Annotated in this window: 24 protein-coding genes; 20 read left to right on the top strand and 4 right to left on the bottom strand. The window is 66.3% G+C overall.

All coding sequences use genetic code 11. From position 1 onward, the window contains the following. The first annotated feature begins 190 nt into the window (after nt 1-190). The 4 genes from ACQCVD_RS10185 (at nt 191) to idi (ending at nt 4,134) form a co-directional block, all read left to right on the top strand. Nucleotides 191-703, top strand: coding sequence for a hypothetical protein (locus tag ACQCVD_RS10185; RefSeq protein WP_426823648.1), 513 nt, complete (start codon nt 191-193; stop codon nt 701-703). A 355-nt stretch (nt 704-1,058) separates the two neighbouring features. Then, nucleotides 1,059-1,637, top strand: coding sequence for a DUF3558 family protein (locus ACQCVD_RS10180; RefSeq protein WP_426823647.1), 579 nt, complete (start codon nt 1,059-1,061; stop codon nt 1,635-1,637). A gap of 2 nt (nt 1,638-1,639) precedes the next feature. Then, complete coding sequence (locus tag ACQCVD_RS10175) at nt 1,640-3,529, top strand: hypothetical protein (RefSeq protein ID WP_426823646.1); 1,890 nt, start codon at nt 1,640-1,642, stop codon at nt 3,527-3,529. A gap of 14 nt (nt 3,530-3,543) precedes the next feature. Beyond that, nucleotides 3,544-4,134, top strand: a complete 591-nt coding sequence (idi, locus tag ACQCVD_RS10170; protein ID WP_426823645.1) for an isopentenyl-diphosphate Delta-isomerase — start codon at nt 3,544-3,546, stop codon at nt 4,132-4,134. A 78-nt stretch (nt 4,135-4,212) separates the two neighbouring features. Here idi and ACQCVD_RS10165 read toward each other — a convergent pair whose 3' ends face one another. Then, nucleotides 4,213-5,526, bottom strand: a complete 1,314-nt coding sequence (locus tag ACQCVD_RS10165; RefSeq protein ID WP_426823644.1) for a carboxylesterase family protein — start codon at nt 5,524-5,526, stop codon at nt 4,213-4,215. Nucleotides 5,527-5,654: 128 nt separating this feature from the next. Between ACQCVD_RS10165 and ACQCVD_RS10160 the strand changes: the two genes are divergently transcribed. Genes ACQCVD_RS10160 through ACQCVD_RS10150 form a run of 3 tightly spaced genes read left to right on the top strand, consistent with a single transcriptional unit; the run spans nt 5,655 to nt 8,104 of the window. Further along, nucleotides 5,655-7,724, top strand: coding sequence for a M3 family metallopeptidase (locus tag ACQCVD_RS10160; RefSeq protein WP_426823643.1), 2,070 nt, complete (start codon nt 5,655-5,657; stop codon nt 7,722-7,724). Next, complete coding sequence (locus ACQCVD_RS10155) at nt 7,721-7,912, top strand: hypothetical protein (protein WP_426823642.1); 192 nt, start codon at nt 7,721-7,723, stop codon at nt 7,910-7,912. The genes ACQCVD_RS10160 and ACQCVD_RS10155 overlap by 4 nt, the downstream gene beginning before the upstream one ends. A 51-nt stretch (nt 7,913-7,963) precedes the next feature. Beyond that, entirely contained in the window at nt 7,964-8,104 is a 141-nt protein-coding gene (locus ACQCVD_RS10150) for a hypothetical protein (RefSeq protein ID WP_426823641.1), read from the top strand. 20 nt (nt 8,105-8,124) lie between these two features. Here the strand turns inward: ACQCVD_RS10150 and malQ are convergent, their stop codons facing one another. Beyond that, nucleotides 8,125-10,272, bottom strand: a complete 2,148-nt coding sequence (gene malQ, locus ACQCVD_RS10145; RefSeq protein WP_426823640.1) for a 4-alpha-glucanotransferase — start codon at nt 10,270-10,272, stop codon at nt 8,125-8,127. Between the two features lie 270 nt (nt 10,273-10,542). Here malQ and ACQCVD_RS10140 point away from each other — a divergent pair, with 270 nt between their 5' ends. The 13 genes from ACQCVD_RS10140 to ACQCVD_RS10080 all read left to right on the top strand — a co-directional run bounded on the left by ACQCVD_RS10140 (nt 10,543) and on the right by ACQCVD_RS10080 (nt 24,090). Beyond that, entirely contained in the window at nt 10,543-12,378 is a 1,836-nt protein-coding gene (locus ACQCVD_RS10140) for an AMP-dependent synthetase/ligase (protein ID WP_426823708.1), read from the top strand. A 159-nt stretch (nt 12,379-12,537) separates the two neighbouring features. Beyond that, nucleotides 12,538-13,239 (top strand): hypothetical protein, encoded by a 702-nt coding sequence (locus ACQCVD_RS10135; protein WP_426823639.1) that lies wholly within the window; start codon nt 12,538-12,540, stop codon nt 13,237-13,239. A gap of 2 nt (nt 13,240-13,241) precedes the next feature. Further along, on the top strand, nt 13,242-14,396 hold the full coding sequence (gene hemW / locus ACQCVD_RS10130; RefSeq protein ID WP_426823638.1) for a radical SAM family heme chaperone HemW: 1,155 nt from the start codon (nt 13,242-13,244) through the stop codon (nt 14,394-14,396). 51 nt (nt 14,397-14,447) lie between these two features. After that, nucleotides 14,448-15,476: a heat-inducible transcriptional repressor HrcA gene (gene hrcA / locus ACQCVD_RS10125; protein WP_426823637.1), complete on the top strand. Its 1,029-nt coding sequence runs from the start codon at nt 14,448-14,450 to the stop codon at nt 15,474-15,476. A 138-nt stretch (nt 15,477-15,614) separates the two neighbouring features. After that, a complete protein-coding gene (dnaJ, locus tag ACQCVD_RS10120; protein ID WP_426823636.1) occupies nt 15,615-16,751 on the top strand; it encodes a molecular chaperone DnaJ in 1,137 nt (378 codons plus the stop codon). Next, nucleotides 16,751-17,500 carry a 16S rRNA (uracil(1498)-N(3))-methyltransferase gene (locus ACQCVD_RS10115; RefSeq protein WP_426823635.1) on the top strand — a complete coding sequence of 250 codons (750 nt, stop codon included), beginning with the start codon at nt 16,751-16,753 and terminating at the stop codon, nt 17,498-17,500. The genes dnaJ and ACQCVD_RS10115 overlap by 1 nt, the downstream gene beginning before the upstream one ends. A 47-nt stretch (nt 17,501-17,547) precedes the next feature. Next, nucleotides 17,548-18,609, top strand: coding sequence for a PhoH family protein (locus ACQCVD_RS10110; RefSeq protein WP_426823634.1), 1,062 nt, complete (start codon nt 17,548-17,550; stop codon nt 18,607-18,609). After that, a complete protein-coding gene (gene ybeY, locus ACQCVD_RS10105; RefSeq protein WP_426823633.1) occupies nt 18,606-19,187 on the top strand; it encodes an rRNA maturation RNase YbeY in 582 nt (193 codons plus the stop codon). Before ACQCVD_RS10110 ends, ybeY begins: the two co-directional genes overlap by 4 nt. Nucleotides 19,188-19,191: 4 nt before the next feature. Then, nucleotides 19,192-20,535 (top strand): hemolysin family protein, encoded by a 1,344-nt coding sequence (locus ACQCVD_RS10100; protein WP_426823632.1) that lies wholly within the window; start codon nt 19,192-19,194, stop codon nt 20,533-20,535. 38 nt (nt 20,536-20,573) lie between these two features. Continuing rightward, nucleotides 20,574-21,491: a GTPase Era gene (gene era / locus ACQCVD_RS10095; protein WP_426823631.1), complete on the top strand. Its 918-nt coding sequence runs from the start codon at nt 20,574-20,576 to the stop codon at nt 21,489-21,491. Nucleotides 21,492-21,505: 14 nt separating this feature from the next. Next, nucleotides 21,506-22,246, top strand: coding sequence for a DNA repair protein RecO (recO, locus tag ACQCVD_RS10090; RefSeq protein WP_426823630.1), 741 nt, complete (start codon nt 21,506-21,508; stop codon nt 22,244-22,246). A gap of 6 nt (nt 22,247-22,252) precedes the next feature. Beyond that, complete coding sequence (locus tag ACQCVD_RS10085; protein ID WP_426823707.1) at nt 22,253-22,999, top strand: isoprenyl transferase; 747 nt, start codon at nt 22,253-22,255, stop codon at nt 22,997-22,999. Further along, complete coding sequence (locus ACQCVD_RS10080; protein ID WP_426823629.1) at nt 22,996-24,090, top strand: VIT1/CCC1 transporter family protein; 1,095 nt, start codon at nt 22,996-22,998, stop codon at nt 24,088-24,090. The genes ACQCVD_RS10085 and ACQCVD_RS10080 overlap by 4 nt, the downstream gene beginning before the upstream one ends. 9 nt (nt 24,091-24,099) lie before the next feature. On the opposite strand, the gene ACQCVD_RS10075 is transcribed toward ACQCVD_RS10080, so the two are convergent. Both ACQCVD_RS10075 and ACQCVD_RS10070 read right to left on the bottom strand, forming a co-directional pair. Next, nucleotides 24,100-24,534 (bottom strand): Fur family transcriptional regulator, encoded by a 435-nt coding sequence (locus ACQCVD_RS10075; protein ID WP_426823628.1) that lies wholly within the window; start codon nt 24,532-24,534, stop codon nt 24,100-24,102. A 132-nt stretch (nt 24,535-24,666) separates the two neighbouring features. Continuing rightward, on the bottom strand, nt 24,667-25,266 hold the full coding sequence (locus ACQCVD_RS10070; protein ID WP_426823627.1) for an ArsR/SmtB family transcription factor: 600 nt from the start codon (nt 25,264-25,266) through the stop codon (nt 24,667-24,669). Nucleotides 25,267-25,352 lie beyond the last annotated feature (86 nt).

Below are 25,352 nucleotides of genomic sequence, written 5' to 3'. Positions count from 1 at the left end.
CTTCCTAAGAAAGTGTGGGAGAGGATGGGGACAGACAATTGTCACCGAATGTGGCGACGACAGCAAAAAGGTGATTATGCCATGCCAGGGAAAGAGCGGCACGTCGGTTAAACTATCGCAGGTAGCAGGTCTTGCCCGACAGTTCCCCGCTGAAGGGCCCCATGTCCGCACCAGAAAGGACTCAGCTCACGTGAAGTTGAATCGCCTCACCGCCACCCTTGTGGCAGGTCCGTTGCTGTTTCTCGTCGGCTGCTCAGGGAACGGGGACACCGGATCTGAGGATGCGCAGGCTTCTCATTCCGCCTCCCCCTCCGATGCGTTCGTCCCGGAAGACGTTGCGCCGGTGTCCGCCGACAATGCCGTCGATCCGGTGGAAGACCCCGGTCTCAACGTCGAGTGGACCATGTACGGGGCCAGCTCGGCGCCGATGACCGGTGACGCCGTGATCCACGTCAAGATGGAGAACCTCAACGATGTCCCGGTTCCCCCGGATGTCATCGAAGGGCCGACGCTGCGCATCGGTGGAGAGGAAATTCCGATGGTGAGTGATGAAACCTCAGGTATGGAATCCGGATTGGACCTACCGCTGGGGGCGGGAGCCACCACGGTCATCCCCTATGTCTTCGACACCAGCAACTGGAATCTCTCCGACGCTGAGTTCCGGATCGGCAATGTCACCTTTGAAGGCAACCTCAACTTTTAACCGCTCCAGGTAACCACTGCGAACGGCCGGTCCCGCTTGTCGGTGCCGGCCGTTCCTTATGTGTTGGGCTGCGACGGCAGAAAGAATCACCGCGCCGGGAACCGATTGGTATTGAGGCGAGTCGGAGTAGGTGAGTACGGCTGCTGGGCCGGCTCCGGAAACCCCGGAGCCGGGTGGCAGACGGACCGCACGTTTTCATCTGGAGTCATGCGGTAACCGTCTCCGGGACAACAGCAGGGGGTGACCCCTGTCGATTTCACGGGGCGTTCCGTCGTGAGAGTAATTATGGGGGGTTACTTGAATGCACCTGGCTGAGTTCAACCGTGTCCGGCAGCCGTATTCAATCTCGTTGGCAATGGTCACCGCAGTCCTGGTCTGTACGTCCTGTGGCATTCCACAGGACGTACAGACCAGGCAGGACACCGCCTCTGCCGTATCCTCGGCGTCCGGCAGCGCACCGGAAACAACCAGTGCCCTGATCACCCTCGGGGAGTTCAACGCAGACAATGACGAGTTCGAACTGTTCAATCCCTGCACGGAAATCTCCCGGGAGGTGTATGAGGCAGTCGGCTTCGTCGAGGCTTTCGGGGAGCCCTACTACGACCCGGGCGGGTCGGTGTCGTGCAACTTCAAAAGCGGAAACCCACTGCATAGCAACGGGTTCTTCATGGTAACGGCAGATAAAGTGCCATATCAGCGCATTGTCGAACGAGGTCTTTTACTGGACGCATCTCCTGTCTCTCATGTGCCTGGGGTCTATACCCATCACATGGGAGGGGAGGATGCAAATTCCTGTACTTCGGCCGTCCACACAACCCAAGGGCGGTTGACGGTTCTATTCAAGGACCGAGGCAGAACAGATCAACGAGATGAGCTTTGTGAAATTGCCATCGAGTACTTGGGGAACATCCATCACGAGACTGGGGGAGTCTAAACATGGAAATCAATATCAACAGTAGTTCAATTGACGCAGCCGTTGCTGAATTAGCTCAGCTCGATGAAACCGCGCAGGGAGTTCTTGAAAACGCTCGGCAAGCAACCCTCAACGGCAGCTATTCCGGGGTCTCCGGTCTGGACCAGCTCGGCGCGGGGCACGGGGCGGTGCTCAACGGCGGTCCTGGGTCTGCGATGGGGGTACTGGAATCCTATGCCGAGCAGATCAGCTGGCTCCACCAGGCATTGATCGCCAGCAGCGCAGCATTGACGGGGCAGAATATGTTCGTCTCCCGGGGTATGGACATCGCTGATGAGGGAGGAAGTGTCGGGGCCGATTCCGTGTTCTTTCCGCAGCGCCCCATGCCACGTTTCGAGAACTTCAGCTTCACCCCGCCAATGGTGTCCCCGGCGCTGTCGATTGATCAGCTGGCGTCGGATTTCTCCACCACCAAGATCGGGGCGTCGATCGCGGCAGGACAGGCCTGGCAGGCGATGTCGACCAATATCGCCGGGGTGGCGGCGGGCTTGAAGAGCGTCGCCGGCAAGTTGACGGGGGATAACTCCGGCGAGGTCATTGATGCCGCTGTCCAGAAGATTTCCGAGGTCGCCCAGGCCGGGGACACTTTTGCCCGGAACTCCGGAATCATGGCGGCCTCCGTGCGGCAGTTGACCAGCATCAAAAGCCACGGCAACGTGCAGGTCAACCTGGCCCGGACGGCCCTGGCGGCAATCGCGGATCCGGTGCAACGAGAGGCTGCGGAACAGGCTTTCCTGGCTTCGTTCCCGGCCAGCTTCACCGCGTCCGTGGCCACGGGGATTCCACCGATCCGAAATCTGATGTCCATCGATGGTTCCGTCGACGGCGGCGGTGAGGTGGCACTGGGAATGACTGATGTGGAAGGCGACGGGCCAGCGGAAGTGACAGGACTCAGTCCCGCGGGTTCGGCCGCCGGTGCAGTGGACACCGCGCGGCAGCTCATGACCGCCGGTCAGTTCGGTGCGGTGAACCAGGGACTCGGCGAGTTGAGCACGGTCGGGGCTACCGGAAGCGAACCGGGCGGCCACCTGACCGCAGATCACCTCGGCACCGGAGCCGCCAGTCTCGGCTCCCCGGCCACGTCAGTACCTGCTCTGCCGGGTATGGGTACGGGTGCAGGCACAGCAGGGGGAGGGCTGCCCGGTGGTCTGTCTGGTACCGGTATGCCGTTGGGCATGGTCGGCGGGACTCGGCCAGGTATGGCGGGAGGAATCGGCTCCCCGTCGTCCGGGATCCCGGGGACGGTGGGGCTGCCTGGCGGGCTGGGAGCCGTCGGTGGGGCCGGCGGAGTCCGTGGTCCTGGTGTGATGCCGGCCGGTGGCGGACTGTCCGGCTCGCCGGTGTCACCCGGCTTGTCACCCGCGGCGACAACCACCAACTCCATGCCGCTCGGCGGGATGGGTGCGCCGCTGATGGGAGCGGCCGGTGGCTCACAGACTGGTGGGCAGTCGGGGCGGGGGACCAGCGGGTTCGGTGGCGTGGGCGGCGTCGGTGGAGGCCCGGCGGGGCGCGGGGGTGGCCTCGGCACCGCGCCCGGGCTCGGGGGAGCCGGTTCACGGGGCGGTGTCGTGCCCGGTGGTCCGGGTGCCGCCGCAGCCGGCAGCGGGGTGGGGCCTGACGGCGGGCCGGCCCGCTCCGCTGCCGCGGGAGGCCGGGGAACCGGAGCGGGAATGGCGCGGGGCATGATGCCGATGATGGGCGCGCCGATGGCTGGCGCAGGTGGGGCCCAGGGGAAGACCGGCAAGGTCAGGACCATCACCAGCTCTGTCGAGGAGGAGGGCAATATCGCGGCCCTGCTCGGTGATCGCGGACCAGTCGTGCCTGGCGTGATTGGGGCCTGGGCCAGGGGCTGAGCTACCCTTACCTCATGACGAACGAGGTTGAGCTGGTGGTTCTGGCTGACGAAAACGGCAAGCCAGCCGGTACCGCTCCCAAGGCGACCATCCACACCAGTCACACACCGCTGCATTTCGCGTTCTCGAACTATCTGCTCGACGAACACGGCCGGCTCCTCATGACCCGGCGGGCGCTCGACAAGCAGGCGTGGCCCGGCGTCTGGACCAACAGTTTCTGTGGCCACCCGGGCCCGGGGGAATCCTTCGTGGCGGCAATTCACCGGCGGGCCACGGAGGAGCTGGGTTTTGCTCCCGAGGCGATTCGCGATGTGCAGACCATCCTGCCGGATTTCCAGTACCGCGCGGAGGATTCCAGCGGTATCGTGGAGTGGGAGATCTGCCCGGTCCACGTGAGCCGACTCGCTACGGGGCACCGCCCGGACCCGGTTCCGGCTGAGATTGATTCAATCGACTGGGTCGAGCCGGCAGAACTGTTCGCTGCCGTGGACGCTGCCCCCTTCGCCTTCAGCCCGTGGCTGGTGGAACAGCTCAGCCACCCCGAACTGCGCCAGGCACTGACCGACCTGGTGGACGAGGAACTGCCGGCGGAAGAAGAGTTCTAGCTAGCCCAGCTATAAAAACACCGCCGTGACCAGTTACCGCACCTGGTCACGGCGGTGTTTTCAGGCGGAAAACGTCTCTCAACGGAAGGACCCCCGCACCAGCCGCAGCGGGTCTGTGACGTGTCTCGGGCCGGCCGCAGGATCATTGAGCAACAGTTGCCGGGCGATCCGGCCACCCTCCACCGGTTCGTAGCGGGGCCATGCCGGTAGTCGGCCGTGGACGAAGTCGCGGACATCGCCGTGAATCCGGTCGGCCAGCTCCCGTGACCTGCCGGCATCGCCGCGGTGGTAGCGACGGTCCGCATCCAGGGTGTGAAAGAACAACGGGATATCGCAGCTGTGCAGCGCCGGGTGGCCGGGTGTGCCCGCGAGTTCGGAGAGCCACACCGGCCCCGGTGCGTCCTCAACGGTGCGGCTGACCCAACGGCGGATCAGGGAATCACCGATCAGCTGCCGGGCCACCCCCTGCGGGTCGTGCCGGCGGGCGTGGGCCAGGTAGGTGCCCACCGACTCCAGCCCCATCGTCCTGCCCATCAGGCGGAGTCCCGCAGTCGAGAAGCCCGCCCGGTCCACCCGCACGCCGAGTGGATGGTCGTAGAACTCCTCCCGGGTCTCGGTCACCAGGATCGGGATGTCGCTGAGCTCGGCACCGTCGAAGGGGGCCGGGCCCAAGGCCATGTCAGTGGCGTGCCGGGCCTTGAAGCGCCGGTAGCCCCGCTCTAGCGCAGTCGGTTTCAGCCGGGAAAACGCCACCCGGGTAACCGGGGTGGACAACGCTGCGCGCAGGGAGCCCTTGCGGCGTTCGAAGGTGTCCCTGGGATACGCCGGGGACAACGCTAGGACCCGCCGGAACTCGCCCCGGAAGTGATCGCGCCGGACCAGCCACAGCGCAATGCCCGCTCCCGCAGACTGACCGGACAGGGTCACATTGGTGGGGTCGCCCCCGAAGCTTTCGATGTTGCGCTGAATCCACTGCAGGCCGAGGAGGCAGTCGTCGATGCCGCGGTAGCGGTTCGGTTCGTCATCGTGGAAGCGGACGAAGCCCGCCGGGCCGAGCCGGTAGTCCAGGCTCACCGTGATCACGCCGGCGCGGGCGAAGGCGGTAGCGCGGGTGCGTGATTCCTCGTGCGAGCCGGATTCATAGGCACCGCCGTGGATGTAGGCCAGGACCGGCAGGTCCTCATCGGCACGGGTGCCGGCGGGGACGGTGACGGACAGTGCCACCTCCCCGGGACGAGGCGTGCGTGCGTCGATATGTGCGGGCGCCGCCAGCCTGGCGGGGGAGAAGGTCTCGAAAGACAGGTGCTGAATCGAGCGGAAATAGCTGACGTCGCCGACGGTGGTTCCCGTGATCTCCCCGGCGGGACAGTTCACCTGTACGTGTTCACCCATGTCGACTGATTTTAGCGGGGCCGCAGCCGGGAGCGGGGAGGAGACGGTCAACGGGGGAAGCAGACACAGAGGTTGCGGCCGGGAGCGTTGCGTGGACGCACGGGGACAGGTAGCTACGATGGGCGGCTATGACGAAGAATCCGCTGCTTACCCCCTCCGATCTGCCGTACCAGCTCCCGCCGTTCGCGGAGATCACCCTGGAGCATTTCCCCCCGGCCTTTGAGCAGGCCCTGGCCGAGCATGACGCGGAGATCGAGGCGATCCTCAGTGTGGCGGAACCGACGTGGGAGAACACCGTCGAGGCTCTTGAATCCGCCGGCCAGGCCCTGAACCGGGTGGCGGCGGTCTTCTTCAACCTGCAGGGCACCGACTCCTCCCCGGAGCTGGACGCCATCGCCGAGGAGGTGGTGCCCCGGCTCAGCGCGCACTCGGACGCCATCTACCAGAACGCCGAGCTCTACCGTCGGCTCAGTGCCGTGCCGGTGCCCGCGGACACCGAGAGCCAGCGCCTGCACGATCACCTGCTGCGTGCTTTCCGACGCCGCGGAGCCGAACTCGGCGATGCGGGTAAGGCGCGCCTGAGTGAACTCAACCAGCGGTTGTCGGTGCTCAGCGAGAACTTCGGCCGCAACCTGCTGGCCGACACCAGGAAGTTCGCCCTGCAGGTGGAGGATGAAGCCGAACTCGCCGGGCTGAGTCAGGGACGTATCGAGGCCGCGGCGGCGTACGCAGAAACCAGTGGCGTCTCCGGTTGGGTGCTACCGCTGGAGCTGCCCACTGTGCAGTCCGAGCAGGCAGACCTGTCCCGGCAGTCCACGCGGCAGCGGCTCTACGAGGCCTCCCAGCAGCGGGGAACCGGCAGCAACGTCGAGGTGCTGCTGGAGATGGTGCGGCTCCGGGCGGAGCGGGCCGAGCTGCTGGGCTACGACACCCACGCCGACTACGTGATCGAGGAAGAGACCGCGGGCGACGCCGACGCCGCCCGTCAGCTGCTCTTCGATCTGGCGCCGACCGCCTCCGCGAACGCGGCGGGGGAGCACAAACTGCTCAGCGAGGCCGCGGCGGAGCGGGGTGAGCAGGTTCACGCGGCGGATTGGCCCTACTGGGAGAAGACGGTGCGCAGTCGTGATTTCGACCTGGACACCGATCAGCTGCGCCAGTACTTCCCCCTGAACCAGGTGCTGGAGGACGGGGTGTTTCACTCCGCCACGAGGCTCTACGGCATCACCGTCGAGCGCCGTGAGGATCTGCGGGGGTACGCTCCGGACGTCACGGTCTGGGAGGTCAAGGAGTCCGACGGCACCGGCATCGGCCTGCTGCTGACCGACTACTTCGGCCGGCCCTCCAAGCGGGGCGGTGCGTGGATGAGCTCCTTCGTGGACCAGTCCCGACTGCTGGGCACCAAGCCAGTGGTGGTCAATGTGATGGGGTTGACCAGACCCGCCGACGGTTCCCAGCCGCTGTTGAGCGTGGACGAGGTGACCACCGTCTTCCACGAGTTCGGTCATGCCCTGCACGGCCTGCTCTCCGACGTGCGCTACCCGACCTTCTCCGGCACCTCCGTGCCGCGCGACTATGTGGAGTTTCCTTCCCAGATCAACGAGAACTGGGCGTTTGATCCGGCGGTGGTGCGCAATTACGCCCGCCACGTGGACACCGGCGAGGTAATCCCGACGGAACTGCTGACGGCCGTGGAGAAATCCCGGCAGTTCGGACAGGGGTTCGCCACCGCCGAGTACCTGGCGGCCTCGATCATCGACCTGGCCTGGCACTCGCTGAGCAGCTCGGAGGCTGACCAGCTCGGCTCCGATCTGGCCGCGGTCACGGCCTTCGAAACCGAGGCGCTGCGCCGGGCAGGCCTGGCGGTCCCGGAGCTGGCCCCGCGCTACCGCTCCACCTATTTCAACCACATCTTCGCCGGTGGCTACTCCGCGGGCTACTACTCCTACCTCTGGGCGGAGGCACTGGACGCCGACGGCTTTGACTGGTTCACCGAAAGCGGGGCAGCGGGAGAAGGTGCCGCGGATGACCAGGTTCGTGTGGCCGGCCAGCGCTTCCGTGAGCTGGTGTTGTCCCGGGGTGCCTCCCGTGATTTCACGGCGGCCTTCGAGGCACTGCGCGGCCGGTCGAAGGACATCGGTCCGCTGTTGCGCCGGCGTGGACTGGCCGGGGCGACCGACACCACGGTGACCGCATGATCAACTCGATCACCCAGGCGTTGACCACCGCGCCGCTGTGGCTGCAGGCGCCGATCGTCTTTGCGGTGGTGCTGCCGTTGTGCGTCACCCTGGCGGTGGTGCTGGTGCGCAGCACCGACGCAGTGGGCCGGCTCTTCGCATCGTGGTATTCCCGACGCGGAATCGGTGAGGACACCGGGAACCACTAGGATGAGTGTTGTTCAGCGGCTGGGACCGCAATAAGAAAGTTGAGGATCAACATGGCCAACCCCGAGGACCTTCGGAAAGAGGATCAGAAGCTTCCGAAGAACAAGCGCAAGTACCCGCAGTCACGGGTGACCCAGGCGCTGGTGATCCTGCTGGTGCTGGTGGTCATCGCCTGGCTCATCAGCATGATCTGACCGCCCCCACTGCGGTGGGGTCAGTGCCGGCGCTGGCGGGGCCGTTTCGAAGCCGCCGCGATGCGGTGGAAGAGCTCGTTGTCCGCCAGCTCTTCGATCAGCACCGGCCGGCCGTCCCCGTCGCACAACGGCACGCACCAGTTGGGGTAGAGATCCCGGGTGGTGCCCGGTTGGTTCTGGGCGCGTTTATCGCCGACCATGTCCACCAGGGAAGTGCAGGTCAACGCGGAGGGAGTGCCGGCCACGTAACGGTGCAGGCCGACCATCAGGTCCGCGGTGGAACCCCGTGCATCCCGCTCGACCCCGTCGAAGGAACGTCCCGCAAGCGCCGTGTCATGGAACTCCCCGGCAGCGGAGATGCGGTCCAGGATCTGATTCTGCCAGGCCAGGTCCTCGGCGTCCTCCAACGTGGCGTCGCGGGTGAGAACCCCGAGTCGTTCACGGAGTGACACGTGCTCACCCTCCAGGTAACCGGCTGAGGGTGGCAGGTCGTGGGTGTTGACGGAGGACAGGGCCAGCCGACGGTACTCCTGCTGGAACCGCGGGCCACCAGCGCTGGGGGAGTTCTCGAACCAGAGGATGGACGTGCCCATGATGCCGCGGTCCGCCAGCACATCCTGCACCCACGGCTCAAAGGTGCCCATGTCCTCACCAATGACCACCGCGCCGGCCCGTTCCGCCTCCAGCGCCAGGATGCCCACCAGCGCCTCATGGTCATAGGTGACGTAGGTGCCGGTGGCCGGGGACTGCATGCGGGGGATCCAGTACAACCGGAACAACCCCAGGATGTGGTCCACCCGGATGCCGCCGGAATGCCGGAGGACGGTGCGCAGCAGGTTGCGCCAGGGCAGATAGCCCGCCTCCGCGATCTTCCGCGGGTGCCACGGCGGCTGGGACCAGTCCTGGCCCTGCTGGTTATAGGGATCCGGCGGGGCCCCCACCGAGGCATCCGGAGCCAGTACCTCGGCCAGGTTGTGGGCGTCGGCCCCGCCGGGGTGGACCCCGACCGCCAGGTCCGCCATGACGCCGATGGACATGCCGGCCGCGGCGGCCCGGTGCTGGGCGGACGCCAGTTGTTCATCACAGAGGAACTGCAGCCACATGTAGAAATCGGCGAGCTCCGCGGGGTCCGGGGCGAGCTGGTGGGCATTGCCCGCCTGGGCATTGATCTCCCACCGGGCGCACCAGGTGGCGAAGTCCACCAGTCCGGCTCCCTCGCGCTCCTTGAACTCCCGGAACTGCTCGGCGCGCCGCTCGGAGCGGGGCAGGGCGTAGAGCTCCCGCAGCACCTCCAGCTTCGCCTGGTAGACGGGGTTGCGCTCGATGGTTTCCGGGGACGTGTTCAGTTCCTGGAACTCCGCGGCCAGCTCCGCGACCTCCTCCTGCAGGGCAGGCTCCAGCTCGGCCAGTTCTGGAACGTCCTCAATGCGCAGGTAGATCGGGTTGATGAACCGGCGGGTGGTCGGCAGATAGGGGGAATCCTCCACCGGAGGGGTGGGCTCGGCTGCGTGCAATGGGTTGACCAGCAGGAACTCGGCTTCCGCGTTCTCGGCCACGATCTCCGCCAGCTGGCCCAGGTCGTGGAAGTCACCGAGTCCCCAGGAGTCCCGGCTGCGGACCGAGTAGAGCTGGGCCATGACCCCCGTGGCGGGGGAGGCCACATAGCGGTCCGTGGTGGACAACCGTGCCGGGGTGATGATGAGGCCGCATTCGGCGGTGAGGCCGCTGGAGCGCAGCGAGATGCGGTGCCAGCCGAGGGGCAGGTCGGTCGGGAGCCGGAAGCTGGCCTCCCCCCAGTTCACACCGTCCACCTTCCGTGGAGGCTCCCAGTTCTCCACCTGCTCCGGGGTGCGGGTCCCGCCCTCTTCCAGATGGAGGGCCACCTCCGCCGGTGCGCCGTCGTGGACGTGCACGGGGAATACCGCGGCATCACCTTGAACAGCGACCACACACGGCGGCAGCGGGCGGGAGGCGACCTGCTCGTGGTGCCGGTCCAGCGCGGCGCGCAGCTGCGCACTGCTGGCGTCCCCGAGCTCCACATCGAGGGCACGCAGCGTTTTGAGCAGGGTGTCCTCGGAGACGGTGACCTGCTCACCACTGCTGGCCCCGTACTCGGTGGCGACGCCGTGAGCGGCGGCCAGTTCCCTCAGCACATCGTCGTTAGTCACAAGGCCTGATTGTGCCAGCTGTCGGCGAGCAGCGCTGGATAAATGCCGGATGAGGGGTGCCGTTGCCTGCCGGGAACCTCATCCCGCGGTAGATTCATGAGGTAACCGTCATGTTCCTCCCGCGGTGAACTTCCGCGGAAAGCCGTGGCGCGCCGGTCCCGGACCAGTGTGAACCGGAACCATGACCTCAGCCAGCCCGTGGAGACGATGCCACGGAGCGCCGACCTCCAGGGCGCAGACAGCACAACTTTCAGGAGCGTGAGTCGAACCGTGCAGGAATACCACAGCCCGGCGAATTTCGAGATCAGACAAGGCGAGTCCTGCCTGACTGCCCTGCTGGACAGCGCCAAGGCCCGCCCCTACGGAGTGTTGTTCACCCGGCCCCGGAACTATGAGTGGATCAACGTCACCGCCGAGGACTTCGTCCGGGAGATCTATGAGGTGGCCAAGGGACTGATCGCCAACGGTGTGCAGCCGGGCGACCGGATCGCCCTGCTGGCGACCACCCGCTACGAATGGTCCCTGCTGGATTTCGCCATCTGGGCCGCCGGCGCCGCCAGTGTGCCGATTTATCCCTCCTCCTCCTTCAGCCAGGTCCAGTGGATCCTGGAGGACTCCGGAGCCGTGCTCGGCATCACCGAAACCCGTGAGCACACCGAGACGATGGAACACCTGCTGCTGGGCGACGACGGCCGGCCCGCGCTCCAGGGCTCACCCTCGCAGCTGCGCCGGATCCTGGAGATCAACTCCTCCGCGGTGGAGACCCTGAAATTCGAGGGCCGGCCGGTCGACGACGCCGCGGTGGACGAGCGCATCGCGGACACCAGGCTGGAGGACCTGGCCTCGATCGTCTACACCTCCGGCACCACCGGTCGGCCGAAGGGCTGCGAGCTGACCCACCACAACTGGATCCATCAGATCCGGGGGCTGCTCACGCACCCCATCGGGGCGATCGCGGTGCCGGGCACCCGGGTGGTGACCTACCTGCCGATGGCGCACGTGCTCGCCCGGGCGGTCTCCCTGGCGATCGCCATCGGCGGCGCCACCCAGTCGCACTGGTCGGACACCTCCACGCTGACCGTCGAGCTCCAGCGCTCGCACCCGAACATGCTGCTGGGGGTGCCACGGGTATTCGAGAAGGTGCGCAACGCCGCCGCCCACAACGCCCAGTCCGGCGGACCGGTCAAGGCCGCCATCTTCGCGCGGGCGGAGAAGACCGCCATCGAGTACTCCCAGGCGCTGGACACCGAAGACGGCCCCTCGAAGCTGCTGCAGGCCAAGCGGAAGGTCTTCGACAAGCTGGTCTACACCAAGATCCGGGACGCGATCGGTGGGGCGGTCTGGTACTGCATCACCGGGGGCTCCCCCATGGCGCGGGAGCTCTCCCATTTCTTCCGTGGTCTGGGCCTGCCCATCTACGAGGGCTACGGGCTGACTGAGACCGCCGCCGCGGCCGCCGTGGACTTCGAGGACCAGAAGATCGGCACCGTCGGCCAGCCCATGCCGGGCGTGACCATCCGGGTCAACGACGACGGCGAAGTACTGGTCAAGGGAGACATCGTCTTCCGGGGCTACTGGAACAACCCGGAGGCCACTGCGGCGGCCAAGGACGCCGAGGGCTGGTACAACACCGGCGACCTGGGGGAGCTGCACGAGTCCGGCCACCTGGAGATCACCGGCCGGAAGAAGGACCTCATCGTCACCGCGGGCGGCAAGAATGTCTCGCCCGGGCCGCTGGAGGAGGAGCTGCGCTCCCATCCGCTGATCTCGCAGGCGATGCTCGTCGGGGACGGCAAACCCTTCATCGGGCTGCTGGTGACCCTCGAGGAGGATGCGCTGACCAGGTGGAAGCTGGAACACAACATTCCGGAGTCCACGGCCCTGAAAGACCTGGCCACCGACCCGAAGCTGCGGGCCGAGATCCAGGACGCCGTCAACGCGGCGAACCAGACCGTGTCCCACACCGAGTCGATCAAGAAGTTCTTCATCCTCGACCGGGATCTGACCGAGGAAGATGATGAGCTCACCCCGACGCTGAAGGTCAAGCGGAACGTGGTGCTCCGGCGCTACTCGGACGCGATCGATTTTCTCTACCGTCCCCGCTGAGCCGCCGGCGGCAGCTTCCGGGCTCCGGCGGAGTCTCTTTCCGGACACACGGCGGGGCAACCCGATCACAGCCTGAAAGTTCCCTAAAGTCTCCTAGCGAAGAAAGAAAGTCTCAAGTACAACTTGAGAGTGTTGGGCCTGAGGAAAGGAGCAGCCTGGATGACAGGGACCGCTGCCGAGCTGCGCCACCGTGAGTTGACCCAGGAGATCTACAACATCGGCGATGAAGTCGCCGACTACCTCGAGCACCTCATCGAGGCCATCGCGGACTGGGACGCGGAGCTCGTCGAAGACTGTCTCGCGGAGTTTCTCGAGATCACCGAGGACGCCCGCACCGACGCCCGCCCCCTGACCGCGGAGCTGGCGGGCCTGCGGCACGCCCTGACCTCCGGGCTGCGAGCCGGGACCGTGAGTTTCCAACCGGTGGGGGAGGAGGGGGACGTCGCCAAGCCGGCGCTCCTGACCGCGGAACTGCTGCGGGAGACCCACCCCGTCCAGGACAGTCCCATCATCGTCCGGGAACTCAGCGCCGCGCTCCACGCGCGAACCGCCGATATCATCGAGCATCTGGAGCGGCTGGTGGACTGGAATCTGCAGGAGACCCGGACGGTGGCCAACGACCTGGACGCCTTCCCGCTCGCCCGTCTCCACCAGGAGACCGAGGAGCTCACCCGGACGGCGGTGCACGCCTGGCTGCAGGCGGTCGCCGCGGACCATCCCGCCTACACCCGCACCATGCGGGGGAGTAACCCGCCGGCGTTCCTGACGGAACGCATCCGGATCGACGCCATCGCGGCCAAGGTGGCCGCGAAGGTGGCGGCCCGCCGTCGCGCCGTTTCCGGCGGCGGCTACGCTTCCTGAGTATGGCTACCCCCTTCGCCGTCTATCTCCACGTCCCGTTCTGCACCACCCGCTGCGGATACTGCGACTTCAACACCTACACCGCCGGGGAACTCGGCAGCAGTGCGAGTCCCGGTTCCTACCTGACCGCGCTGGAGCGTGAACTGGAGATGGCGGCGGAGAAACTCGCCGCCTCCCCGGAGGGGCTGCGCACCGCCGACACCGTCTTCGTCGGTGGCGGCACCCCCTCCCTGCTCGGGGCGGCAGGGCTGAACCGGGTACTGGCCGCGGTGCGCAGCACCTTCGGCCTGAGCGAGAACGCCGAGATCACCACCGAGTCCAACCCCGAATCCACGGACCCGGAATTCTTCGCGGACCTGCGGGAGGGCGGTTACACCCGTATCTCGCTGGGAATGCAGTCGACCGCGCAGCATGTGCTGCAGGTGCTCGAACGCCGGCACACCCCGGGCCGCCCGGTGGCCGCCGCGAAAGAGGCGCAGCGGGCCGGCTTCGAACACGTCAACCTGGACATGATCTACGGCACGCCCACCGAGACCGATGACGATGTGCGCGCCACGCTGGACGCCGTGCTGGAGTCGGGCGTGGACCATGTCTCGGCCTATTCCCTGATCGTGGAGGACGGCACCGCGATGGCCCGCAAGGTGCGCAAGGGGCAGCTTCCCGCCCCCGATGAGGACGTGCTGGCCGACCGCTACCAGATCATCGATGCGCGTCTGAAAGACGCGGGGATGGACTGGTACGAGGTGTCCAACTGGTCGAAGCCCGGCGGAGAATGCGCCCACAACCGGATCTACTGGGTCAACGGTGACTGGTGGGGCGCTGGTCCGGGCGCCCACTCGCACCTCGGGGACCTGCGGTTCCACAACGTCAAACACCCGGCGAAGTACGCGGAGCAGGTGGCCGCAGGGCAGCTGCCGATCCGGGACACCGAACAGCTCACCGCGGCCGACCACCACACCGAGCAGGTTATGCTGGGCCTGCGGTTGAGAGAGGGCGTGCCACGGTCCTGGTTCGGCACCGGGGCGAAGCCGGTGATCGACGATTTCATGGAACGGGGTCTGCTGCAGGTGTGCGGAGAGCGGGTGGCGCTGACCGAAGCGGGCCGGCTGCTTGCCGACGGCATGATCACCGATATTCTGGTGGCAGAGGAACAGTAGGTTCCGCGCGACTGCGCGGAACGGAGCAGCTCTTGCGGGAGGTGGGAAGCAGTGGCCAGTTCGACCGAGCAACGTCGGCAAGAGGTGCTGCGCGCCATCGTCGCGGACTACATCGCCTCTCAGGAGCCCGTCGGATCAAAGGCGCTGCTGGACCGGCACCGGATGAACGTGTCCTCGGCGACGATCCGCAATGACATGGCGGTGCTGGAGTCGGAGGGCTATATCGCGCAGCAGCACGCCTCCTCCGGCCGGATCCCCACGGAGAAGGGCTACCGTCAGTTCGTCGACTCGATCCACAACATCAAGCCGCTCAGCCTCGCCGAACGGCGCGCCATCACCGGCTTCCTGGAGGGTGGGGTGGATCTGGAGGATGTGCTGCGCCGTTCCGTGCAGTTGCTCAGCCAACTGACCCGCCAGGCCGCCGTGGTCCAGCTGCCCACGCTGACGGTGTCCCGGGTCAAGCACTGTGAGGTGGTCCAGCTCAGCCCCGTCCGGCTGCTGCTCGTCCTCATCACCGACACCGGCCGCGTGGACCAGCGAAATGTCGAGCTGGAGGAGGTCTTCGTCGAGACGGATGTCTCCCGGCTGCGCGACCTGCTGAACTCGGCCCTGGTGGGCAAGTCCCTCACGGATGCCTCGACTTCCCTGGCGGAGCTGGTGGAGAATGCCCCCGAAGACCTCCGCAGCGCCGTCATCAAGGCCTCGACAGTCCTCATCGAGACGCTCGTGGAACAGCCCAGCGACCGGCTGATCCTGGCCGGGACCTCGAACCTGACCAGGGGAGTGCGGCACTATCCCTCGGGTCTGCCGATGGTGCTGGAGGCCTTGGAAGAGCAGGTGGTGGTGCTCAGACTGCTGGCCAACGTCCGGGACCTGGGCGATGTCAGCGTCTACATCGGCGAGGAGAACGAGGTGGAGGAACTCCACGGGGCCTCCGTGGTCACCACCGCCTACGGCTCCGATGGGGCTACTCTCGGCGGCCTGGGGGTGGTCGGCCCCACCTTCATGGACTACACGGGAACAATCTCCAAGGTTTCCGCCGTTGCACGCTATGTCAGTCGGGTGCTTGCCGGGGAGTGACCGGTAGCTGATCGCTGTCAGCGAAGTTGAGCGCTGCGGTGTCAACTATTCGGCGCCGCGGGTTAGACTAAAGCCCATCAATTGACTTATTTTCATTTCAGTAGTTTTCCCAGTGAGTAAAGGAAGTACGAATTAACCGTGGCTCGTGATTATTACGGCATCCTTGGCGTCGACCGTTCCGCGACGGATCAGGAGATCAAGAAGGCTTATCGCAAGCTGGCCAGGAAGTACCACCCGGATGTCAACGACACGGACGAGGCGGCGGAGAAGTTCCGCGAAGCCTCCGTCGCCCATGAGGTCCTGACCGATCCGGAGAAGCGCCGCATCGTGGACATGGGCGGCGACCCGATGGAGCAGGCCGGCGGTCCCGCCCCGGGCGGCTTCCCCGGCGGTGGCCTCGGCGACATCTTCGAGGCCTTTTTCGGTGGCGGTGCCGGTGGGGCGGGCCGGGGCCCGCGGTCCCGCGTGCAGCCGGGCAACGACGCCCTTCTGCGCACCACCATCACCCTCGAGGAGGCCTACTCCGGGATCAAGCAGGACATCACGGTGGACACCGCCGTGCTGTGCCAGCACTGCGAGGGTACCGGCTCGGAATCCAAGGCCCGGCCCACCACCTGTGGCACCTGCCATGGTTCCGGTGAGATCCAGGCCGTCGAGCGCACCTTCCTGGGCAACGTCATGACCTCCCGCCCCTGCGAGACCTGCTCCGGCTTCGGCGAGGTCATCCCCGACCCGTGCTCGCACTGTTCCGGCGCGGGCCGCGTCAAGGCCCGCCGTGATCTGGTGGTCAACATCCCCGCCGGCATCAACGACGGCATGCGCATCCGCATGGCGGGCCAGGGCGAGGTCGGCCAGGGCGGCGGGCCGGCCGGCGACCTCTACGTGGAGATCGCCACCCGTCGCCACAAGGTGTTCACCCGGGACGGCAATGACCTGCACCTGTCCGTCCAGGTCCCGATGTTCGACGCCGCGCTGGGCACCGACCTGAACATCGACAACCTCGCCGGTGAGAAGGTGGGCATCACCATCGCCCCGGGCACCCAGCCGGGCGAGCGGGTCCGCCTGACCGGCAAGGGCATGCCGCAGCTGCGCTCCGAGAGCTTCGGTGACATGATCGCCCACGTCGACGTGACTGTCCCCACCGAGCTCGACGAAACTTCGCGCGAGCTGCTGGCCCAGCTGCGCGACCACCGCCAGGAGGCCTCCAAGGTGCACAGTGAGGACGACGGCGAGGAGGGGCTGTTCAGCCGGATCCGGAACCGTTTCCGCCGCTGATGTCACTCCCTGTCTTCCACTATGAGGCCGCTCCGCTGGATACCCCCGGGGTCGTCATCGAGCTCAGCGGCCCTGAAGGGCGGCACGCCGCCACGGTCAAGCGGCTCGGTCCCGGGGAGCGGCTGCAGCTGATCGACGGCCGCGGTGCCTGGGCGGAGGCCGAGGTCACCGCGGCGTCGAAAAGTTCGGTGACCCTGCGCGTGACGCAGGTGGGGCAGACCCCGACGCCGGTGCCGAGGGTGACGGTGGTGCAGGCTCTGCCCAAGTCCGAGCGCGCCGAACTGGCCGTGGACCTGGCCACGCAGGCCGGGGCCGACGCCATCATCCCCTGGCAGGCCGACCGCTGCGTGTCCCGGTGGACGGGCCCGAAGGTGGCCAAGGGCGTGACCAAGTGGGAGACCACCGCCCTGGCCGCCGCCAAGCAGTCCCGCCGGACCACGATTCCTCCGATCGCCGATCCCGTGAACACCACCCAGCTCGTCACCATGTTGCAGGGGTACGCCGCGTCCGACACGGCTGTCCTGGTTCTGCACGAGGAGGCCGCGGTACCGCTCAAGACACTGGACCTGGCCGGCATCCGGGAGATCTTCCTCCTGATCGGTCCGGAAGGTGGCATCGGGGAAGAGGAACTGGAACGCCTGCGGGAGACCGGCGCCCGCGCGGTCAAGCTCGGCCCGGAGGTGCTACGCACCGCGAGTGCCGCGATGGTGGCGCTTGCCGCCCTCGGGACTCTGACCGGGCGCTGGTAACGTTGGTTGGCAAAACACCCGAGATGAAAGCAGGCGCGTAACTTAACGTGGCAGCCCCCAAGCATCCCAAGGAGACCCGCCGTCGAGTTGAGGTGGTGACCCGGAACGTTGAGCTGGACGAGCAGTACGCCCAGACCGTCCTGGGAATCAACGACGACAACCTGCGGGTACTGAACAATCAGCTCGGCGCGGACCTGTTCGCCCGCGGCACCAAGGTGCGGGTCACCGGCCCGGGTCACGAGGTCGCCAGGACCCTCCGGGTCCTGGAGGAGCTCGAGGCGATCGCCCGCCGCGGGCAGGTCATCACCCCGGACGGCGTGAAACACGCGGTCGGCATGGTCACCGTCGACGCCCCGCAGTCCGTGCGCGAGACACTGGGCTCGGACATCATCTCCCGCCGCGGGAAGGTGGTCCGTCCGAAGACCCTCGGACAGAAGGAATACGTCGACGCGATCGACGAAAACACCATCGTCTTCGGGCTCGGCCCCGCCGGCTCCGGCAAGACCTACCTCGCGATGGCGAAGGCCGTGCAGGCCCTGCAGGCGAAGCAGGTCCAGCGCATCATCCTCACCCGTCCGGCCGTGGAGGCGGGCGAGAAGCTCGGCTTCCTGCCCGGCACCCTGGACGAGAAGATCGATCCCTACCTGCGGCCCCTGCACGACGCCCTCCGGGAGATGGTCGACCCCGAGATCATCCCGAAACTCCTCGAAGCCGGCGTGATCGAGGTCGCCCCGCTCGCGTACATGCGCGGCCGCACCCTCAATGACGCCTTCGTGATCCTCGATGAGGCGCAGAACACCACCGCCGCACAGATGAAGATGTTCCTGACGCGGTTGGGATTCGGCTCCAAGATGGTGGTCACCGGTGACATCACGCAGGTGGACCTGCCCGGGGGCCAGAAGTCCGGCCTCCGTCTGGTCCGCCACATCCTCCGCGGCGTCGAGGATGTCCACTTCACGGAGCTGACCAGTGTCGACGTCGTCCGCCACCAGTTGGTCGGCCGGATCGTCGACGCCTATGACGAGCATGAGGAACGCGAGGAGGCCCGGCGCCGCACCCGGCAGACGGCCACCACGCTGACCGAGGACGAGAGAGGATTCCGCCGGTGAGCATCGAGGTATTCAACGAGTCGGGCATCGGCAGCGTCAATGAGCAGATGCTCATCGACGTCCTGTCCTTCGCCCTCGGCGAGATGGACGTCCACCCCGACGCGGAGGCGTCGATCCACATCGTGGATCTGGCGACCATTTCTGAGCTGCACGTGCGCTGGCTCGACCTGGAGGGACCGACCGATGTGATGAGCTTCCCGATGGACGAGCTCAGCCCCGGTGGGGGAGGCCGACCCGACGCCGATGTCCCGGGCGAATCAATGCTCGGAGACATCGTGCTGTGCCCGCAGTTCGCGGAGAAGCAGGCCACCGCCGCCGGCCACGGCCTGGATCACGAGCTGGCCCTGCTGACCGTCCACGGCTGCCTCCACCTGCTCGGTTACGACCACGCCACCCCCGAGGAGGAGCGCGAGATGTTCGCCCTCCAGAATGAGCTGCTGGCAGACTGGTACGACGACCTGGCTCGCCGGGGAGTGGAGTACCAGCCCAAACCCACCGGCCCCGGAGCCTTCCCCTCGGCGGCTGACCGGGAGGCACTCGATGAGATGATCCCGCCCGACGGGCCCGTGGAGGCATAGCACCATGGGAGCCCTTGTCTACGGCCTGGTCACCATCGTCACGTTGCTGTTGGCCGGACTGCTCGGCACCGTCGAGGCCGCCCTGTCCGGCATCTCCCGGGCCCGGGTGGAACAGCTCGTCAAGGACGAGGCCCAGGGGGCACCCGCCCTGTTGAAGATCGTCAACCAGCGGGCCAAGCACATCAACCTGCTGGTCCTGCTCACTACCGCGCTGAATGTCACGGCGGCGGTCTTCGCCGCCGGTCTCGCGATGGAACTGGTGGCCAACGACGCCGTGGCCCTCACCGTCTCCATCGCCGCGGTCACCCTGATCTCCTTCGTGGTCATCGGCTTCTTCGCCCGGACGATGGGCCGGAAGAACCCCTACACGGTGTCGTTGCGCTCGGCGATGGTGCTCTCGGGGGTGGCCTTTGTGCTCGGCCCGGTGATCAGGCTGTTGATCTGGCTCGGCAACCTGCTCGCCCCGGGATCGGGCTTCCGGGACGGCCCCTACGCCACGGAGATCGAGCTGCGGGAGATGGTCGACATCGCCCAGGAACACGGCATCGTGGAGGTCGAGGAACGCCGGATGATCCAGAACGTCTTCGATCTGGCGCTGACCAACGCCCGCCAGGTCATGGTGCCGCGCACCGAGATGGTCTGGATCGAAGCGGACAAGACCGCCGGACAGGCCACCTCTCTGTGCGTGCTCTCCGGCAACTCCCGACTCCCGGTGATCGGGGAGAACGTCGACGACATCCGGGGCGTGGTCTACCTGAAGGATCTGGTGGAGAAGACCTACACGGCCACCGACGGCGGACATTCGGTCACGGTCGAGGAGGTCATGCGACCGGCGAGTTTCGTGCCGGACTCAAAACCCCTGGACGAACTGCTCCATGACATGCAGGTCGAACACAACCACCTGGTGCTGCTGGTGGATGAGTACGGCGGGGTGGCCGGCCTGGTCACCATGGAGGACATCCTGGAGGAGATCGTCGGCGAGATCGCCGATGAATACGACGAACAGGAGGTCGCCCCGATCGAGCGGGTCGACGACCACACGTACCGGGCCGTGGCATGGCTGCCACTCGATGACCTGATTGATCATCTCCGTGAGGACTATGAGGACCGGGACTTCCGCTTCGACGACGACATCACAGACCAGGTGGACACAGTGGCGGGGCTGATCGCCTACGAGATCGGCCGCGTACCCCTGCCGGGGGCCCACACCGTGCTCGGTGGTCTCACCCTGACCGGCCTGGGCGGTAGGGACCGCCGCGGCCGGATCCGGGTGCGTTCGGTGCTGATCCAGGTCGACCCCGTGGCCGGCCGGGATTCCGCTGCGGAGATTGAATCGTCCACGCGCTAAAATAGTGGGAACTACCGCATCTACCTTAAGGATGGCCCTTGACCTTCACTAACACCCCGGAGGGGTTCCGCTCCGGATTCGTCAGCTTTGTGGGACGCCCGAACACCGGCAAGTCCACCCTCACCAATGCTCTGGTCGGGGAAAAGATCGCCATCACAGCTGACCAGCCGGAGACTACCCGCCACCCGATCCGGGGCATCGTGCACCGCGACAACGCCCAGATCATCGTGGTGGACACCCCTGGGCTGCACCGCCCGCGCACCCTGTTGGGCGAGCGACTGAACGAGCAGGTCAGGGAAACCTACGCGGATGTGGATGTCATCGGACTGACGATCCCGGCGGACGAGAAGATCGGCCCCGGCGACCGCTGGATCCTGGAGGCGGTGCGCAACGTCGCGCCCAAAACCCCGATCGTCGGCATCGTGACGAAGCTGGACAAGGCATCCAAGGACCAGGTCGGCGCCCAGCTGCTGGCGCTGCACGAGCTGCTCGGCGGGGAGTCCGAGGTGGTTCCGGTGTCCGCGGTCAACGGCGTCCAGACCGATGTGCTGCTCGACGTCATCACCCCGCTGCTGCCCGAGGGGCCGAAGCTGTACCCCGATGACCACATCACCGATGAGGCCACCGTGACCCGGATTTCCGAGGTGATCCGGGAAGCCGCGCTGGCCGGTCTCAAGGACGAGCTGCCACACTCGGTGGCGGTGGAGGTGGATGAGATCATCCCCGACGCCGACCGTGAGGGCGTGATGAACGTCCATGCCGTGATCTACGTCGAGCGCCCCGGTCAGAAGACGATCCTGCTGGGCCGCAACGGCCGTCGGCTGGCTCGGATCACCCAGACCGCCCGTCAGGAGATCATCCGCCTGCTCGATTCCAACGTCTACCTGGACCTACGGCTGAAGGTGCTCAAGAACTGGCAGTCCGACCCGAAGTCGCTTGGTCGGCTGGGCTTTTAGCCGCGGGAGGCCACATGCGTCGGGAGAGTTACCGCGAGAAGGCGGTGGTGATCCGGACCCACGACTTCGGGGAGGCTGACCGGGTCATCGTGCTGCTCACCCGCGGACACGGCCTGGTTCGTGGCGTGGCGAAGGGGGTGCGGCGTTCCAGGTCGCGGTTCGGATCCCGGCTGCAGCTGTTCGTGGAACTGGATGTCCAGCTCTATCCGGGGCGCAACCTGGCCACCATCACCGGAGCGGACACGGTCCGCTACTTCGGCTCCGGAATCATTGAGGACTACGTGCGTTACGCTGCGGCCTGCGCGGTGTTGGAGACCGCCGGGCGATTGGCGGTGGTGGAGCAGGGGGATGATCCCTGGCTCTTCGATGCCGTCGTGGCCACGCTGGCCCGGATCCAGCATGACCCCCACCCGGAACCCGTGCTCGATGCGTTCCTGCTCCAGGCGATGCGGCACGCCGGTTGGGCACCGAGCCTGTTCTACTGCGCCCAGTGCAATGCTCCCGGTCCCCACAAGGCCTTCCACCCCTGGGCAGGCGGAGCGGTCTGCACGAACTGCCGCCCGAGTGGTTCCGCGGAGATCCCGCCGGAGACCCTGCATCTGATGTGGCTGTTGGCAGGCGGTTATTGGACCGCCGTGGAGAGTTATCTGGACCGGCCGGAGCTGCTCTCCGCAGCGCACCGGTTGACTGCGGCGCACCTGCAGTGGCAGCTGGAGCAGAAGCTACCGTCGCTGAAGATCCTCGATCAGGGATAGGGCACAATAGACACCGTGACTCTCAACCCTCCGCAGATCCCCGAGAAATTTTTGCCGCGTCACATCGCCCTGGTGATGGACGGCAACGGACGCTGGGCCCAGGAACGCGGGATGCCGCGCACCGAAGGCCACAAACGCGGTGAGGCGGTGTTGATGGACACCATCGACGCGGTACTGGCAATGGGGATCCCCCACATGTCCGCTTATGCGTTTTCCACCGAGAACTGGCGGCGCAGTGCCAGTGAGGTCCGCTTCCTGATGGGCTTCAACCGCAATGTGCTGCACCGGCAGCGGGATATCCTCCACGAGAAGGGCGTCCGCGTGCGCTGGGTGGGACGTCGCCCGCGGCTCTGGCGCTCGGTGATCCGGGAACTGGAGAAGGCTGAGGAGCTGACCCAGGACAACACCCGGATGACCTTCTACATGTGCGTCAATTACGGCGGCCGCGCTGAGATCGTCGACGCTGCCCGCGAAATCGCCCGCCGGGCCGCCGCCGGTGAGCTGCGGCCCGAGCAGGTCACGGAGAAGGCCTTCGCGAACTTCCTGGACGAGCCCGACATGCCGGACGTCGACCTGTTCCTCCGGCCGTCGGGGGAGAAGCGGACCTCCAACTTCCTGACCTGGCAGTCGGTCTACGCGGAGATGGTCTACCAGGACAAGCTCTTCCCGGACTTCACGCCTCAGGACATGTTCGATGCCGTGATCGAGTACGCCAGGCGGGACCGACGGTTCGGCGGAGTCAAGGAGGAATGAAAACCGTGACTGAGTCCGTCGAGGTGATCGATATGGAGCAGGAACCCACTCGCCGGCAGATCAACCGGTGGCGGCGGTACCTGGCCAATGAGCGGGCTGAGGCCGCGGTGTACCGCGAACTCGCCAACCGTCGTCAGGGAGAAGAACGGGCGATCCTGTCGGAGCTCGCCGACGCCGAATCCCGGCATGAGGCGTATTGGCGTGACAAGCTCGGTGACAAGGTGGGCATGCCGCGGCAGCCCGATCTCAGGACCCGTTTCTACGGCTTCATGGCGCGCCGGTTCGGTTCGGTGTTCACCCTGGCGCTCATGCAGACCGCGGAATCGCGCACCCCCTATATCGCGGATGCGGACGCCTCGGAGCAGATCGCCGCCGATGAGCGTATCCATGCCGAGGTTGTTCGCGGCCTGGCCAGCCGGGGCCGGGAGAAGATCTCCGGCAATTTCCGGGCTGCGGTCTTCGGTGCCAATGATGGCCTGGTGTCCAACCTGGCCCTGGTCATCGGGGTCATGGGTTCCGGCGTCGCCCCGAATATCGTGTTGTTGACCGGGATCTCCGGGCTGTTGGCTGGAGCATTGTCGATGGCCGCAGGCGAATATATCTCGGTGCGTTCCCAGAGTGAACTGTTGGAGGCGTCCGCCCCGAATCAGGACACCCATGAAGTCGTGCCCCAGTTGGACGTCGACGCCAATGAGCTGGCACTGGTCTATCGCGCCCGGGGCATGTCCGTCGCCGATGCGGAGCACAAGGCCGCGGCGGTGCTGCAGCAGGCCGACGTCCGGGAGCTGCAGGCGGAGATCCCTAAGGTCAGCTCCGCGGGCAATCCCTGGGCGGCCGGTATATCCAGTTTCGGGTTCTTCGCCACGGGAGCGTTCCTACCGCTGATTCCGTTCTTCTTCGGAGCAGGGAACCTGGCCGGTGGAATAATCGCGACCGTGCTGGTCTCAATCGCACTGATGGCCACCGGCGGTATCACCGGGCTGCTCTCCGGCAAGCCCCCGGCCTACCGCGCTTTCCGGCAGTTGCTGATCGGGCTGGGGGCGGCCGGGGTCACCTACCTGCTGGGCATGGTGTTCGGGGCGATTCTCTAGCGACGTCGGCTATTGTGCGGCAGCCGTTTTCTCGCGGCACCCACGGCACCGGCCGAATATCTCGGCGTCGTGACCCGTCAGCTCAAAATCATAGTCCGCGGCCACCTGGCGGGCCCACGTCTCAACGGGGCCACCGGAGATTTCCTCGGTGCGTCCACAGTCGACGCACACGAGGTGATGGTGGTGTTTCTCGGTCTCACAGTGCCGGTACAGCGTCTCGCCGGTGCTCATGTGAAGGACATCCACAGCCCCGATCTCGGCCAGGGACTGCAGGGTCCGGTAGACCGTGGTCAGGCCGACCTTCTCACCCCGCTCGCCGAGTGCGTGGTGGATACTCTTCGCCGAGGAGAAGTTCTCGGTTTCGCGCAGCACCGTGATGACCGCCGTGCGCTGGCGGGTGTTACGGGCGCCGAGCTTGGGCAGGCCCGAATTGATGGTCGGCAATTGCACTCCTATTCGTTCACACCGGCAGCCCGGTGCGGATCGGTGCGATCCGTCCGTGGCGGCAGTACCGGGGCGTCCACTGAGCATGAGAATACCCGCCGCGGGCGCCACGGGGACCGGGGGAGGGGAAACTCAGGCTTCGTCGGTGTTGGGCTCGTCCTCGGGTTCATCCGCGGTGGGTACCAGTGCGGGCGTGGAGCGGGCGTCCTCATGATCTGGTTCCGCGAGGATCCCGCCCTTCAGGGCGGGCCGGCTGCGGTGGTGCGAGGTGTGGGGCGCCGGGACGAGTCGCGCTCTGTCGGACTCGTCAAGGACCGGGGCCGTGTCCGGGGACTGGTCGGCCTCTGCTAAAGTAGGCTCTTCGTGGTTTTCCTGGTGGGCGGGTTCCGGGGCCGTGAGCTCTGCAGTAAGATTGATGATCGCGATGACGCGACGGTCGATCAGACGGTAGATGGTTTCCCGGCCCTGGCGTTCAAAGTCGACGATTTTGGCTAGTTTGAGGATACGCAGGTGCTGGCTCACCAACGGCTGGCTCTTGTCCAGCCGTTCCGCCATCTCGTTGACGAAGTGCTCCCGGTCGGCGAGCAACAGGATCAGTCGCAGTCGTAGCGGTGAGTTCAGCGCACCGAAGGTGCGGTGCACATTCCCGAATTGGGCCTCAGATAGTTGCGGTGTCGGGATGTGTGCTCGGGTTTCCTGCACCAGTGGATCGTGAAGCGGCTCCCCAGTCATTGTCCACCTCCCTGAGTGGCGTTCCGGGCCGAAAATTATACTCGTTAACTTATACCAGGCGAGACAGAAATCGTTCCAATCAGGGT

Source organism: Corynebacterium halotolerans (genome assembly GCF_050107895.1).
Classification (GTDB): Bacteria; Actinomycetota; Actinomycetes; order Mycobacteriales; family Mycobacteriaceae; genus Corynebacterium; species Corynebacterium halotolerans_B.
The sequence above is the reverse complement of the archived record's forward strand: the minus strand, read 5'-3'. Positions and strand labels throughout refer to the sequence as shown.